The organism is Roseateles sp. PN1, from assembly GCF_038419725.1.
Classification (GTDB): domain Bacteria; phylum Pseudomonadota; class Gammaproteobacteria; order Burkholderiales; family Burkholderiaceae_C; genus Paucibacter_A.
This window is the reverse complement of the sequence record NZ_JBCARA010000012.1, coordinates 67681-82105: the sequence shown is the minus strand read 5'-3', so window position 1 is coordinate 82105 and position 14425 is coordinate 67681. Positions and strand designations below refer to the sequence as shown.

At 64.3% G+C, this 14425-nt stretch carries 16 protein-coding genes; 8 read left to right on the top strand and 8 right to left on the bottom strand.

The features are described 5' to 3' along the window. Positions 1-163 precede the first annotated feature (163 nt). Together AABB87_RS18065 and AABB87_RS18060 are read right to left on the bottom strand one after the other, a co-directional pair. A complete protein-coding gene (locus AABB87_RS18065) occupies positions 164-910 on the bottom strand; it encodes a PEP-CTERM sorting domain-containing protein (protein ID WP_341972659.1) in 747 nt (248 codons plus the stop codon). Positions 911-1200: 290 nt separating this feature from the next. Next, positions 1201-2550: an MFS transporter gene (locus AABB87_RS18060; protein WP_341972658.1), complete on the bottom strand. Its 1350-nt coding sequence runs from the start codon at positions 2548-2550 to the stop codon at positions 1201-1203. 154 nt (positions 2551-2704) lie between these two features. Here AABB87_RS18060 and AABB87_RS18055 point away from each other — a divergent pair, with 154 nt between their 5' ends. The 5 genes from AABB87_RS18055 to AABB87_RS18035 all read left to right on the top strand — a co-directional run bounded on the left by AABB87_RS18055 (position 2705) and on the right by AABB87_RS18035 (position 7134). Then, on the top strand, positions 2705-4864 hold the full coding sequence (locus AABB87_RS18055) for a sensor histidine kinase (RefSeq protein ID WP_341972657.1): 2160 nt from the start codon (positions 2705-2707) through the stop codon (positions 4862-4864). Continuing rightward, positions 4861-5475, top strand: coding sequence for a response regulator transcription factor (locus AABB87_RS18050; protein ID WP_341972656.1), 615 nt, complete (start codon positions 4861-4863; stop codon positions 5473-5475). The genes AABB87_RS18055 and AABB87_RS18050 overlap by 4 nt, the downstream gene beginning before the upstream one ends. A 222-nt stretch (positions 5476-5697) precedes the next feature. Continuing rightward, positions 5698-6315, top strand: a complete 618-nt coding sequence (locus AABB87_RS18045; protein WP_341972655.1) for an OmpW/AlkL family protein — start codon at positions 5698-5700, stop codon at positions 6313-6315. 62 nt (positions 6316-6377) lie between these two features. Next, entirely contained in the window at positions 6378-6530 is a 153-nt protein-coding gene (locus AABB87_RS18040; RefSeq protein ID WP_341972654.1) for a hypothetical protein, read from the top strand. Positions 6531-6654: 124 nt separating this feature from the next. Then, on the top strand, positions 6655-7134 hold the full coding sequence (locus tag AABB87_RS18035; protein WP_341972653.1) for a hypothetical protein: 480 nt from the start codon (positions 6655-6657) through the stop codon (positions 7132-7134). 93 nt (positions 7135-7227) lie between these two features. Here AABB87_RS18035 and pepQ read toward each other — a convergent pair whose 3' ends face one another. From pepQ to AABB87_RS18020, 3 genes are all read right to left on the bottom strand, one after another. Beyond that, positions 7228-8538, bottom strand: coding sequence for a Xaa-Pro dipeptidase (gene pepQ / locus AABB87_RS18030; RefSeq protein WP_341972652.1), 1311 nt, complete (start codon positions 8536-8538; stop codon positions 7228-7230). 139 nt (positions 8539-8677) lie between these two features. After that, complete coding sequence (locus AABB87_RS18025; protein WP_341972651.1) at positions 8678-9286, bottom strand: 5-formyltetrahydrofolate cyclo-ligase; 609 nt, start codon at positions 9284-9286, stop codon at positions 8678-8680. A 104-nt stretch (positions 9287-9390) separates the two neighbouring features. After that, positions 9391-10335 (bottom strand): 1-phosphofructokinase family hexose kinase, encoded by a 945-nt coding sequence (locus tag AABB87_RS18020; protein WP_341972650.1) that lies wholly within the window; start codon positions 10333-10335, stop codon positions 9391-9393. Positions 10336-10519: 184 nt separating this feature from the next. On the opposite strand from AABB87_RS18020, the gene AABB87_RS18015 reads away from it, so the two are divergent. Beyond that, positions 10520-10909 (top strand): nuclear transport factor 2 family protein, encoded by a 390-nt coding sequence (locus AABB87_RS18015; RefSeq protein WP_341972649.1) that lies wholly within the window; start codon positions 10520-10522, stop codon positions 10907-10909. Positions 10910-11010: 101 nt separating this feature from the next. Continuing rightward, positions 11011-11466 carry a TfoX/Sxy family protein gene (locus AABB87_RS18010; RefSeq protein ID WP_341972648.1) on the top strand — a complete coding sequence of 152 codons (456 nt, stop codon included), beginning with the start codon at positions 11011-11013 and terminating at the stop codon, positions 11464-11466. Here AABB87_RS18010 and AABB87_RS18005 read toward each other — a convergent pair. Beyond that, on the bottom strand, positions 11384-11800 hold the full coding sequence (locus AABB87_RS18005; RefSeq protein WP_341972647.1) for a DUF2917 domain-containing protein: 417 nt from the start codon (positions 11798-11800) through the stop codon (positions 11384-11386). The genes AABB87_RS18010 and AABB87_RS18005 overlap by 83 nt on opposite strands. A gap of 134 nt (positions 11801-11934) precedes the next feature. On the opposite strand from AABB87_RS18005, the gene AABB87_RS18000 reads away from it, so the two are divergent. Further along, positions 11935-12942: a LysR substrate-binding domain-containing protein gene (locus AABB87_RS18000; RefSeq protein ID WP_341972646.1), complete on the top strand. Its 1008-nt coding sequence runs from the start codon at positions 11935-11937 to the stop codon at positions 12940-12942. Position 12943: 1 nt separating this feature from the next. Here AABB87_RS18000 and AABB87_RS17995 read toward each other — a convergent pair whose 3' ends face one another. Continuing rightward, positions 12944-13756 carry a tRNA-uridine aminocarboxypropyltransferase gene (locus AABB87_RS17995; RefSeq protein WP_341972645.1) on the bottom strand — a complete coding sequence of 271 codons (813 nt, stop codon included), beginning with the start codon at positions 13754-13756 and terminating at the stop codon, positions 12944-12946. Beyond that, the gene (locus AABB87_RS17990) at positions 13753-14424 is read right to left on the bottom strand and encodes a 5-formyltetrahydrofolate cyclo-ligase (protein WP_341972644.1); all 672 of its coding nucleotides are present in this window, start codon (positions 14422-14424) and stop codon (positions 13753-13755) included. Before AABB87_RS17990 ends, AABB87_RS17995 begins: the two co-directional genes overlap by 4 nt. Position 14425: the final 1 nt, after the last annotated feature.

Genomic DNA, 14425 nt, shown 5'->3' with positions numbered 1-14425 from the left:
ACCAATTCAGTCGGTCAGTCTGTTCGGTTCTGTGGCCGACCATCGATGGACTGCCATCGCAACGCTTGTTCATGCCTTAGCCGTGCAATGCAGCAGACCTGAGCGCGGCCGACCGGCGCGGCTCATTGCCGACGCGCTCAACAGCCGCCTCAGGCTCATATCATCAGTGCAGACGCGATTCGCTGGCGGGTCTAGCACTTCCTTGCCTGCGAAGCACCGACGCGAGCAATGCAACACCAGCAAGCATCAGCAAGTATGTCCCTGGCTCTGGGACGACGGAAATCTGCGCAATTTTGAAGTTCACTCCGGCGAGCTCACCCGCGCCATCAGCGCTGGCGGAGTCCAACTTGAGCGTCAAAACATCTCCTGCACTAACAGCTAAGCTGGAAAACGCAAATGTCTGCGGGTTGATTCGTCCATGACCGCCACCGTCGACAAGAGTACCCGTTGCTAGCGTGGTTCCGTTATGCAACAAAGTCCAGACATTGGCGCGACCGATGTCTCTGATTTCCCAAAGTGCGCCAGAAACGTTGGCAGTCCCAGAGAAGGGGCTCGTCCAAGTGACGTTCGCAAACCCACTTCCGGCGCTGTTGTAGCGACCGGTCGAATGAACCAGAACATCACCGACTTGCCAGGAGTCGGCGACTGTCGCTCGGGCCTTCATCCACATTGGCAGGAAGTTTCCAAGCGAATTGGACGGTGCCCATGCAGGCTGGGCCGGGATCCCACTGGTGTCGGCGGCGGTGAAGTCAGGAATGTTCGTCAATGGCGTAGAGCCCTGATTCAACGCCCATGCGCCGTTCGGATTGATCGTGTCGCTCCAGTCGGCCGCAAGATCCCAGATCGCGCCTGCCCACGACCCGAGAGCCGCTCCGCTCAGCACACAGCCAACAACAATCTTCTTGAACATCTTTAGTCCATCCAAAAGTTATAGAACAGAAGAGCGAGGGTTCGACTTTGAACCCCTGCAAGAGTGCCTGACGCCGCCGCCTAAGCAACGGCAATATGAGTTTCTGCCGCAGGGCGTGGGTATTACTCCCTGATTCCGAGATTTACCCAACTCTCTGAAACCAATTTGAGCTGCCTCAAATGCAATCGTCGCAGTCCGGCAACAAGCCCAATGGAACCGCCGCTCCCCCAGAAATGCGAAAGGCCGAGCCCTTGAGGGGCCCGGCCTTTTTCCAAATGGGGGATGAGGACTTAGCCCCGCTCCTCCGCATCAATCTGCGAATGCTTTTGCGTGTCGCGCATGCCCAGGTAGACCAGCAAGGTGCAGGCGATGACGGCGGTGGCGTACCAGTAGAAGCCGCTTTCGTTGCCGGCCTGTTTGAACCACAGGGCGATGTATTCGGCCGTGCCGCCGAACACCGACACCGCCACCGCATAGGGCACGCCCACGCCGGTGGTGCGGATGGCAGCGGGGAACATTTCGGCTTTCACCACCGCGTTGATGGAGGTGTAGCCCGACAGAATCAACCAGGCGCAGGCGATCAGGCCGAAGGCTTCCCAAGGACCTTGCGCATGGCGAATCGCCGTCAGCAAGGGCACGGTGAACAAGGTGCCCAGCACGGCGAAGCCCAGCAGCAAAGGCCGGCGGCCGATGCGGTCCGACAGGGCGCCGTACAGCGGCTGCAAGCACATGGCAAACACCAGGGAGGCGGCCGAGACAGCCGTGGTCTGCGCGTCCGTCAGGCCCACCGAGAGGCGCAGGAACTTCTGCATATAGGTGGTGTAGACGTAGAAGGCCAAGGTGCCGCCCATGGTCAGGCCCACCACCACCATCACCTCTTTGGGGTAGCGAGCCAGCTGACGCAGTCCACCCAGGGCCTCCTTACCGCGTTGGCGCTTGGCCTTCTCAAACGAGGCGGTCTCGGGCATCTCACGGCGCATGGCCAGGGCCACCAGGGCCAGCAAGGCGCCGATGAAGAAGGGAATGCGCCAGCCCCAGGCCTTCAGCTCTTCGGGGCTCAGGAAGACGTGTTGCAGCAACAAGAGCACCAGCAAGGCCGTCAGCTGCCCGCCGATCAGGGTCACATACTGAAAGCTGGCGTAAAAGCCGCGGTGCTTGGAACTGGCCATCTCGGACAGATAGGTGGCGCTGGAGCCGTACTCACCGCCCAGGCTCAGGCCTTGCAGCAAACGGGCCAGCAGCAGCAAGGCCGGCGCCCAGGCGCCGACCATCGCATAGGTGGGCGCGCAGGCAATGATCAGCGAGCCCAAGCACATCAGCAGCACCGAGGTCATCAAGGCCTGGCGGCGGCCCAGGCGGTCGCCGATGCTGCCGAACAGCAAGCCGCCCAGCGGGCGCACGAAAAAGCCCAGCGCAAAAATGCCTGCGGTGGACATCATCTGCGCCGTGGCATCTTGAGCGGGGAAAAAGGAGTTGGCGAAGTAGAGCGAGAAGGCCGCGTAGCAGTAGAAGTCGTACCACTCGACCAGATTGCCGGCCGAGCCCACCAAAATGGCTTTGAGCCGGCCGGCGTCGATGCGCTCCGGCGCGGCAGCGGGCGCGCTGGTGCCGCTGAGATTGGGGCTTAAGGTCTTGTCCATGATGCGCGGTCTCCTGTTGTTTTAAGGTGGGCGCAGTCTCGCAAGCCGAACTCGTCCGCACATCCGTTCGAGCCACTGCGCCCGCCTGCGTAGTTCTACGCAGCGCCAGCTCGGCGGGGCGCCGCCGACAATGTGGCCGCCGCCTCCGAACCTCATGCCTCGACCCCACTTGCCTCCCGTGCTGCGCCGCAGCCTTTTGCTCCTGCTGGCCGCGCTGGCCTTGGCGGCGGCTGCCTGGGCGGCCGGCGTCTGGGCCGAACGGCGCGAGCTGCAAAGCAAGGTGCAAGGCCTGCAGCGCGCGGTGGAAGTCCACGCCCTGGGCCTGCGCGGCGCGGCCGAGAAGTTCGACTACCTGCCCTTCACCGCCGCCCAGCACCCGCTGATCCTGGCCCTGTTGCGTCAGCCCGAAAGCGCCGCCGCGCGCCTGCAGGCCAACCGCTATGTGGCGCAGGTGCAAGCGCACAGCGGCGCCGCAGCGCTCTATTTGCTGGATGCCCAGGGCAAGGCCCTGGCAGCCAGCAACTGGCAGACGGGCGACAGCTTTGTGAACCAGAACTACGCCAGCCGGCCCTATTTCGAAGAGGCCATGCGCGGGCAGCGCAGCGTGTTTTACGGCGTGGGCCTGACCACCGGCGTGCCGGGTCTCTTCATCGCCGCGCCGGTGCGCAGTTCAGCGGCTGGCCCCGTGCAGGGCGTGATGGTGGCCAAGGTCAGCCTAGATGCGCTGGAACGCACCTGGGCCAAGGCGCCAGACCCGGTGCTGCTCTACGACGCCCGCGGCATCGCATTTCTGGGCTCGGTGAAGGACTGGTACTACCGCAGCCGCCGGCCCCTCAGCCCGGCCGATCTGTCCTGGCTTGACCAGCATGGCCAGTACGGCGCCCAGCACAGCTATGCGCCCATGCCCTGGGCCGAGGCACGCGAGCTCGGCCGCGCCGAGTACCGCATCCAAACCCGCATCGCCGGCAAAGCGCGCCAGTTTCTGGCTCTGGACCAGGCCCTGCCAGAGCTGGGCTGGACGCTGACCGTGATGAGCGATCTGGCCGAGCTGCGCCAGGCCCGCCGCCAAGCGCAGGCCCTGGCCGCCTTGGCCGGTGGCATCACCTTGCTGGCGGGCCTGTATTGGCGCTTGCGCGAGCGCCGCTTTGCCGAGCAAAGGCACGCTCGCCTAGAACTGGAGCAGCGGGTGCAAGAGCGCACCCGCGAGTTGCAAGAGGCGCATGCCTTTCGCAAGGCCATGGAGGATTCGCTGCTGGTGGGCATGCGCGCGCGGGCGCCGGATGGGCGCATCATCTACGTCAACCCCGCCCTGTGCGAAATGGTGGGCTACAGCGCCGAGGAACTGCTGGGTGCCAAGCCACCCTACCCTTACTGGCATCCCGACGATCTGGACAAACACTGGCGCGACAGCGAGGCCGCACTGAGCGGCCAGGCCGCGCTACACGGCTTTGAGTCCCGCGTGCGCCACCGGGACGGCCATGAGGTCTACACCATGGTCTACACCGCGCCCTTGATTGACGCCGCCGGCCAGCACAGCGGCTGGATGAGTTCGGTGGTGGACATCACCGCGCAGAAGCAAGCCGAGGAGCGCCAGCGCCTGCAAGACGCTCAACTGCAGCGCAGCGCCCGCTTGGCCGGCCTGGGCGAAATGGCCTCCACCCTGGCGCATGAGTTGAACCAACCGCTGATGGCCTTGTCCAACTTCGCCCTGGCGGCGCGTGCTTTCGCGGAGCAAGCCTCGCCCAATAGCCAGGGCTTGCTGATCGAAAGCCTGGGCGAGATCGTAGCCCAGGCGCAGCGCGCGGCCGAGATCGTCAAGCGCTTGCGCGGCCTGGTGCGCCAGCGTGGCGGCGTGCATGAGCCGGTGGACATGCCCGCCCTGCTTGAACGCGTGCAGTCCCTGCTGGAGCCCGAGCTGCGCCTGCGCAAGGCCAGCCTGCAGTTGCAGCTGCCGAACGCCTTGCCGGCCGTGCGCGGTGACCCTTTGCTGCTGGAACAGTTGATGATCAATCTGCTGATGAACGCCCTGCAGGCCTGCCAGGATCTGCCGCCCGAACGCCGCCAGATCGAAGTCACCGCCAGCGTCGAAGGGCAGACCATGACACTGCAGGTTCTGGACCGCGGCCCCGGTATTGCGCCCGAACTGCTGGGCCAGCTCTTCGACCCCTTTTTCAGCACCAAGCCCGATGGCTTGGGCCTGGGCTTGAAGATCTGCCGCAGCATTGCCGAAGCCCATGGCGGCGCGCTCAGCGCCGCCAATCGCATAGACGCCCCCGGCGCCCGTTTCAGCCTCAGCCTGCCCATCTCCTCATGAAGAATCTCGCCAGCCACCGCCATTGCCTCTACGTGGTGGACGACGACGAAGCCGTGCGCCGCTCCCTGATGATGCTGCTGTTCGCCAGCGGCCAGCCGGTGCAGGCTTTTGCCTCGGGCGAGGCCTTTCTGGAGGCGCTGAATCCGCTGCAACCGGGCTGTGTGATTCTGGACCTGCGCATGGGCCAGGGCATCAGCGGCCTGGAGGTGTTCGATCGCCTGCTGACCTTGCGCAGCCCGCTGGTCGTCTTGTTTTTGTCCGGGCATGGTGAGATTTCCATGGCCATCGAGGCGGTCAAAAAGGGCGCTTTCGACTGGGTGGTCAAGCCCAATACCGCCGAGTTGCTGGCCAAGCTGCCGCAGGCCCTGGACGCCGCACATGCGCGCGCCGAAGCACTGGCCCGCTGGACCCTGCTGACCCCGCGTGAGCGAGAAGTGGCCCGCCATGTGGCCCTGGGCACACCGAACAAGGAAATTGCGCGGCTGCTCAATCCCCCCTGCAGCCCCCGCTCGGTGGAGAGCCACCGCGCCCATCTCTTCGCCAAGCTGGCCTTTGCCAATGACAACGAGCTGGGTCGCTGGTTGCAACAGCACGCCTGGCTGCAGGACTGAGGGCGCCGGAGCCTTCTCCCCATACGCCTGTTCCGCCCCGCTGTGGCCCACAGTTGCGCAAACGCCGCAGCTGCCCAGAGGCTTTCTTGAGCTAGCTCAAACAGGTCCGGTCAGACAGGCACCAGCGTTTTTGAGTTTGCGAAATATCAAGGGTTAACCCCTTGCAGGCCGTTTCAATAGCGTCATCGGGACTCAAACCCATCACTAGGAAACCTTGCAAACATGAACAAGCTCGCTACTTCCCTCGCCGTCATCGCCCTGGCCTGCACCACCTTCGCTGCCCAAGCCCAGCAAGAAGGCAACTGGATGGTTCGTGCCCGTGCCGTCAACCTCGACTCGGCCAACAAAGACACCACCGGCCTGGGCCTGAGCGTCAACAACAAGGTCATCCCTGAAGTTGACATCACCTACTTCATCACCCCCAATATCGCTGCCGAACTGATCCTGACCTACCCGCAAGGCCATGACCTGAAGTCCAATGGCGCCAAGATTGGTACCCTGAAGCACCTGCCCCCGACCCTGTCGCTGCAGTACCACTTCATCCCCACCGGCACCTTCCGTCCTTATGTGGGCCTGGGCGTGAACTACACCAACTTCTCTGAAGTGAAGTTCGACGCCAGCCTGGAAGGCGCCGGCAAGCTGAATCCTTCGATCGACAACAACAGCTTCGGCCTGTCGGTTCAAGTTGGCGCTGACGTGCAGATCGCCAAGAACTGGTACCTGAACGTGGACGTCAAGAAGGTCCAGATCGGAACCAAGGTTTATGCCAACGGCGTCAAGGCTGGCGACTTCAAGGTTGACCCCCTGCTGGTCGGCGTTGGCGTCGGCTACCGCTTCTAAGCAAACAATGGCTTGAGCCGAAGCCTGCGCGCACCACAGCGTGCGCTCAACTTCTGCCCCATTTGAAAACCGCAGCCTCGGCTGCGGTTTTTTCATTTCTGGCGCTGCTCTGTCCCGGCGCCGTCACCGGCAACTATGCGCCGAGCTTCCGGGTGCTGGACTCGGCCGGCCGCCAGGCCAGCGCCAATATGCCCATCACCATCACGACCAAGTAAGCCGCGGGCCGAGCGAGGCAAACCACCACCCCTCCCCCAAAGGAGGGGCCGAAATTGAGAGGCCAAAACAGGACTTGTGCCGCAGAATCACAAGCCTGTTTTTAGCCATTTTTCGCTGCCCGCCATGCCCCTGCGTTACCTGCTCTGGATTGCTATTGCTTTGCTCACCCTAGCCGCCGGCTGGCATGTCAGAAACACCGAATTTGTACGCGACTTGATCAACCCCGGCGCCGGCAAGGCCCGCCCGATTCAATTCGACAACGGCAGTCGCCGCGAGATTGCTGAACCTGTCAAGCCGCCGCCCGGTGCCGCCAAGCCGCTGCCGCAAGGCGTGATGCGCAAATGCCTGCGCGGCCGCGAGGTGGTCTACACCGATGTGGCTTGCCCAGCAGGCTATGCGCAGGGCGATGTGTCGGGCGGCACGGTCAACACCGTGGCCGAACCCGGCCGCCAAGCGGGTGCAACGGGCACGCCCGCATCAGCTGGCGGAGCCGCGTCGGCGCCGGGCAAAAAGGCGGCCTTGCGCGAGGTGCTGGATATGAACAGCAATAACGATTTACGTCAGCGCATGATGGATCGCGCCATCGACCAAAGCACGCGCTAGTCAGCGCTGCACTTCAGCTAGCCGGCTTTGCTAAGCCTGCTGGCTGAAGTCACAACACAGGTCGGCCGAAGCAGCCGAAACCAAGCCCGCTGATCAGGCCTGCGCCGCGAACGCATCCCGCGTCAGATTCTCCGGCCCGCCATCGGCACGGCAGACCACATCGTCCTCGATGCGCACGCCACCGAAGCGGCTCAGGTGCGCCACCAAACTCCAATCCACCGCGGCGGCCGCGGGCGTGGCCTTGAGCTTGTTCAGCAAGGTCGGGATGAAGTAGAGGCCAGGCTCGATGGTGACCACCATGCCAGGCGTCAGCGTGCGGGTCAGGCGCAGATAGGGATGGCCTTCGGGCTTGGGCGACAGCGTGCCGCTGTCGTCAGCCATGAAGCCGCCCACATCGTGCACCTGCAGGCCGATCAGATGGCCGATGCCATGCGGGAAGAAGGTGGAGGTCACGCCCTGCGCCAGCTGCTCAGCAACGCTCAGTTTGACCACGCCGAGGTCCTGCAGAATGCCCGCCACCTTGGCGTGAGTGCTGAGGTGGATGCTGCGATAGTCCACGCCCGCGCGCACCTCATCCACCAGCGCCAGCTGGGCCGCTTCCATGCGCGCCAGCAAGGCGTCGAACATGGCATCACCGGCGCTCCAGGTGCGGGTGATGTCGCTGGCATAACCGTTGACTTGAGCGCCAGCGTCGATCAGCAGCGCGCGGGATTCGGCCGGGGCTTGCGCCTCTTGATACTGGTAGTGCAGCACCGCGCCATGCTCGTTGAGTGCCACGATATTGGTGTACGGCAAGTCACGGTCGGTGTGGCCGCAGGCAGCCAAATAGGCGCGGTGAATGTCCAACTCGGAGGCGCCGGCCAGGAAGGCGGCCTTGGCGGCCAGATGGGCCGGCACAGCGCGGCGCGAGGCCGCGCGCATTTGCTCCAGCTCGTAGCCGGTTTTGTTGGCGCGCTGATAGTGCAGGATATTGAGCAGATCGGCCGGGTTGTTGGGCGTCACGCCGTCCAGGGCGGCGTCCGCCTCGCCAATGATGGCCAGGCGGCCGGGCACTTGCAGATGGGCGAGCGCCTCTTCGGGCTGGCCGATCACCACCAGCTCCACCAGGTCCGTCCACTCGCCGGCCGGGTCGCTGGGCGGCACATGCCAGAAATCATCCGGCTGGTAGTACACCACCCGCGGCTTGTGGCCGGGGCGGATCAGCAGCCAGCTGTGCGGGTGGTTGACCAGCGGCAGCCAATGCTTGAAGTGCGGGTTGGGCGCAAACAGATAGGGCCGGTCGTCCAGAAACGCGTACTTCTCGATGCCCGAGGCGATCACAAGCGCATCAAAGCCACAGCGCGCCAGCGCCTGTTCGGCCTGGGCTTGCAGCTGATGGAGGTGGTGGGAGTAGGTCTTAGTCATGACTGAATTGTGAGCGAAATTCCGCCCAGCTTGTATTTTGTAAATATATTAATGCATCGCGGCGAGCAGGATCTGAGGCGAACCGATGCGTCAAGCAGGTGCGGCGCAGTTGCAATGTGCAGCGCGGCGCCCTGCGCACTCAGCCATTCTTGTCCCACACCACGCCCTCCTCGGTGAGCATGGCGTCCAGCGGCACGTCGTGAGGCAAAGCTTTCAGTAGCGGCTGGAAGCCGTGGGCATAAGCCAAGCCTGCCGTGGCCGGGCGCGGTGTCAGCGAGGCCAAGGTACGGTCCATGAAGCCACCGCCATAACCCAGGCGCAGGCCAAAGGGTCCGTAGCCCAGGCAAGGTACCAGCACCAGACCGGGCTCAAACACCTCGGTGTCTTTGGGCTTCAAGATACCGTAGGCATCCTCCTCCATCGGGCAGCCCGGATACCAAACCTGAAAACTCAGCGTGCCATGGACCTTGTCCACCACCGGCAGGCCGATCTTGCGCTGCGGGTCAGATTCGCTCCAGCGGTACAGCGCCGGCAGCGGATCAAACTCACCCTTGATGGGCCAGTAAGCGCCGATGGTCAACTCATCGCGCGGAATCAGCCAGGCGCGCAAAACGCTCTGCAGCACCTCGGCGCGCTCCAGGCGGTCGGGCATGTCCAAGCGCTCACGAATCAGCTTGGGGCGCAATTTCTGGCGTTCAGCAGCACGGTCATCAGTCAAGTCCACGCGGTACTCCAGCAGCAAAGACATATCTGAGGGCATTGTGCAGTGCCGGCGCGGCAGGCGTGAGCGGGTTTCCGGTGGTCTTGGCTTGACTCATCTTGCGCCGGCGCCCGTTCGGCCATCTGCGCTTTTCAGACCTGCGTGATCCGAACATCCGCCAAAAGCCGCTGCACATCGCTGGCCTGGCACAGCGAGGTGCCCGATTTCAGCAGCGCGGCCGCACCCGCCGCCATGGCGTGGCGCAAGGCCAATTCCAATTGATCATGCTGATCATGCTGAGCAAGCGACCACACCAGCGCGGCCAGGAAGCTGTCGCCCGCGCCAATGGTGCTGGCCACCTCCACCTTGAGCGCCTGGGCGCGCCAAGCCTGCTGGGCCGAGACCAGCAGCGCCCCCTCCTCCCCCAAAGACAGGGCCACGATCTCGGCTTGGCCCTGCTCGATCAGCGCGCGCGCCGCATCGCGCCACTCAGGCTCGGCAGTCAAAGGCAGGCCGGTCAGTTCACGCAACTCACGCAAGCTGGGCTTGACCAGATAGACCCTCGCCCGCAAGGCCGCCAGCAGCGCGGCGCCCGAGGTGTCGAGCACCATCTTGCTGCCCTGCTGCCGGGCCCGGCCGGCCACCTGAGCATAAAAGTCTTCCGGCGCGCCGGGCGGCAGGCTGCCGCTGGCCACTAGAAAGCGCGGGCGGCCAAACTGGCTCAGCGCATCGAGGCAACGCTGGCATTCAAGCGCCGACAAGCGCGGGCCGGGCAGCACAAAGCGATAGTCCTGCTGGCTGCTGTGCTCGTGGGCCGTGAAGCTCTCACGCGTTTCGCCCGCAATCGGCAGCGCCTGCGCGGGCGTTTGCTCCTGCGCCAGCAACTCAGCCAGCAGGCTGCCCGTGATGCCACCAGCGGCATACAGCGCCAGCACATCGCTACCCAGCCGGTGCAAGACCCGCGCCACATTGATGCCCCCGCCACCGGGGTGCATCTGCGCCGGCTCACAACGCAGCTTGTGCCCTGGGATGACGCGGTCCACCGAGGTGAACACATCGACGGCCGGGTTCATGGTCAAAGTCAGGATGTCGCTCATGACGCACAGTTTAGGCAGGGAAAAGCCAGTTGCCGCTCGACCGTGGGTTGCTACCGGTTCCGGGACACACCCACATTTGCTATGTTGAGCGCAGAAGTGCTGGCTAGCCAGTCGCACAAACCAATCCGCACGGAATTCAAGTTACGTGCCAACAAGCAGGCCTCCTCCGAACCCAAGGTGATCCATGCAACTCGACCCAATAGCCACTTGGCACAAGCTTCTCAAACAACGCGATGTTCAAGGGCTTGATGCCCTGCTGGCAGATGACGCCGTGTTTTATTCGCCGGTCGTACACAAGCCACAAGTCGGCAAGGCCATCACGACGATGTATCTCGCTGCGGCATTCCATGTCTTTGGCAACGAGTCTTTTCGATACGTGCGGGAGCTGAAAGCTGATCGAGATGCCATCCTGGAGTTCGAACTCGAGCTCGACGGCATCAGCATCAACGGCGTGGACATGATCAAGTGGAACGATGATGGGCAAGTCACCGAATTCAAGGTGATGCTGCGGCCGCTCAAGGCCGTCAATCTGATCCACGAAAAAATGGCTGCCATGCTGCAGGCTGCGCGCTAGCAAGGCCAGCGCTGGGACGGCGAAGCGTTGAGTGGAGGATTGATGGGATTCAGGCCCTTGACGCTCGCGGGTGCTGCCGCTGAGTCGCTTAGAGTCCCGCCATGAGCCAAGAATTCGCCCGACATTGCGCCGAACTATTGCAGCCCCTGGGGCCGGTGCGCTTGCGCCGCATGTTTGGCGGACACGGCATTTATCTGGACGACCTCTTTGTCGCGCTGATTGTTGACGAGCAGCTTTACCTGAAAACCGACGCGCAAACACGCGGCCAGTTCGAGGCCGCCGGCTGCCAGCCCTTTTGCTATCAGCGCGAGGGCGAGACCATGACCCTGGGCTACTTCCGCCCGCCCGAGGAAGCGCTGGACTCGCCACCACTGCTTGCGCCCTGGGCCCGCTTGGCGATGGCGGCAGCCTTGCGCACACAGGCGCAAAAGCTCGCCAAGGCCAATCAGAAGGTGGCCAAGCGCGCGGCAGCGATCAAGCCGCCGGGCGCGCTGAGCCCCAAGACGCGGGCAGCCGCGCCAGGCCGCGCCAAGAAGAAGCCAGCAGGTGGCGCATAGCGCCCTGCTGCGCACGCCCCGCCGTGGCGCGACGGCGCTGCTGCTGTTCGGCCAATTCAGGGCATGGCGGCACCAACAATTGAAACTGTGCCGACGGCCAGCCCTCCAGCAAGACTTGCGTGCCGGAGGCCAGGCGCAGGCTCTCGCCGGCTTGCAGCCAAACGTCGGCCGGCAACTGACCTTCTTTCCCTGCGCCTTGCTTCGACGCTTGGCCTGCGGCCTCGGTCAACCAGACCCGCCCCGCCGTCACCTGCAACTCACGTGCGCCCGGCCCGATCTTGAAACTCAGCGCCTGACCCGGGTCAAGCCGCCACAATGCTTGCTGATTACTCATCACTGCTCTCCTCATCATCCGCCGCGACCGCCTTTACCTGTGAGGCATTGTTCGCATCGATTAGGTGTGAATGCTAGAGTTGGCGGGCTGCAGCGTCCAATGAGATCGGCGGCCATGATTAATTCCGTTCAAGCATGAATCAAGCCTCCAACCTGCCGCCAGCGCCTGCCACCAAGCCTGTCCCCAAAGCGCTGCCCCGCCAACGCCCGCTGGCGATTGGCCCGCTGCGCGCCTTCGAGGCGGTGGCGCGGCTCTTGAGCTTCCGCGCCGCGGCCGAAGAGCTGCACCTGACCCAATCCGCCATCAGCCGCCAGATCCGCGCGCTGGAGGAGGAAATCGGCACGGCGCTCTTTCTGCGCGGCACCCGCTTTGTGGAGCTGACCAGCGACGGCGCCGTGCTCAAGCCCACCGCCGAACAAGTCTTGCAACGCCTGGACCAAAGCGTGCGGCAGATCCGCCAGGCCCACGGGCGCCAGGTGGTCAACGTCACCACGTTCGCGTCCTTTGCATCGCTGTGGCTGATCCCGCGCTTGGCAGCGTTTCAGCAGGCGCACCCAGACATCGACATCCGCGTCTCGGCCAACGACAGCGTGCTGGAGTTGGAAGACAGCGAGGTCGATCTTGCCCTGCGCTACACCTCGCCGGACCGCGTACCCAGCGGCGCGCTGCGCCTGTTCGGCGAAGTGCTAACGCCCGTTATCAGCGGCATGCTGGCGACGCAGGCCGCGCAAGGCAGCAGCCCGCCCTTGCGCAAGGCGGCCGATCTGGCCGAGTACACCTTGGCCGAAGAGGATGATCACCGGCCCAGCGCCGAATACCTCAGCTGGCGGCGCTGGCTGGCCGGCCAAGGCCAGGCCGAGTTGCAGCCGCGCCGCTGGATGTATCTCAACTTCACCTACCAGCAGATTCAAGCGGCACTGGCCGGCCAGGCCGTGGCCCTGGCCCGCTTGGTGCTGGTGTCAGAACAATTGCAGCGCGGCGACTTGGTCGAGCCCTTCGGCGCCGGCGCCCGCATGGCCAGCCCCTTTGCCTATTGGATGCTGCAAACGGAACAGGGCCGCCAGCGGCCCGAGGTGCAGCAATTCGCCCATTGGATCGAAGCGCAAGCAGCGCTGTCGCGGGCGGAGGTGGGCGAGGTCTAGATCACTCGGCGCACAGCGCCAGCCAATGTTGATGGGTGGCATCCGTCAGGTCTGCAGGCACGCTTTGCCGCGCTTGCAGATAGCGGGTGCTGAACACATCCAGATAGGCCTCCAGGCGCTGCGCCAGCTGAGCCTCGCCGGCCAGGGCCAGGCAGAGTGCGGCCACTTCGGCGGTACAGAAATGGTTGGCGTGAATGTGGCGGCGCAGGCGATAACGCGACAACTGCTCGGGCTGCAGGCTCAGCACCGGCAGACGATCAAGATACGGGCTTTTTCGGAAGATCTTGCAGGCTTCAGCCCAGGTGCCGTCCAGCAAGACAAAGAGCGGGCGCCGGGTCGTGGCGCCGACTTCGCCTGCGGCAGAAGCAGCGACGCCTGCCACCAAAGCCTCCGGCAGCAAGTCGCTGCGCACCCGATCAGGGGACGCGAATTCGCCGGGGAAGACCAGATAGGGTTGCCACTGCGGATCATTCAAAAGTTCGGGCAAGGCCGGATCGAGCACCGTGCGCGCCCAGGCGAAGGCCGAGGTGTCGGCCAGCAAGTCGGCGATCAACCAACCGGTGTTGCTGGGCTTGAGCGCCTCGAACTCGGCCATGATCAGGCAGACCCCGGCGCGCGCCAGTTGCGGCGGCGGCCGCAGTGCGCACATGCAGTGACTGAGCAGCAAGCGGCAATTGGGGCAGCGATCTTGGCGCACGCTGCGGTCGAGATAGGGCCGGGTTTCGCGCGTCAGCGCGGCATGGCGCAGGCGGGCCACGGCATGCTGGGTGGGCGCAAGGCTTGCCACCGCAGCGGGGCGCAAAGACTCGGTCAAGGTGAGATCACTTCTTTTTCCGTCAGCAGCAGGGTCAGGGCCTGATCATGCGACTCGACCGCGAACGCGGCCTCGCTGACCGACCAAGCCAGGCCGATGCTGATGACGCCGGGGTGCGCGGCCAGCCAGCGGTCGAAATAACCGCCGCCGTAGCCCAGGCGATAGCCCTCGCGGGTGAAGCCCACGCAGGGCACCAGCACCACATCGGGCAAGACCGGCGCGCCCGTGCTGGTGGGAATGCCGCATTCGTCGTTAGCGCTGGGCGGATGGCCATCCCAACGCCGGTACTCCATGCGGCGCTCGCCGGCCTTGTAGGCATAGGGCAAGGCCCAGTCCAGGCGGTGCAATTGCAGGCAGCGCGGGGCATCATCTTCGTCCTCATCGGCCGCCTCATCGGCATCAATTGCCGGCGCAATAGCTTGTGCAAAAGCGGGTGCATCCTGCAAGGCCAGGCCCTGCAAATACGCGGCTGCGTTAAATTCACCCTCCAAGGGCCAGAAAACACCCAGGCATTGCGGTTCCAATTGGGTCAACACCTCGCGCAGATGGTGGCCCAGGGCGGCGGCGGCGGCATGGCCAGCAGGGCTCAGCAGCCAGGCCGCGCGGTCCGCAAGCAATTGGGTGCGCAGGGCTTTGCGGTCGTGCGGTGCCATCAGATGTTCAGCCATG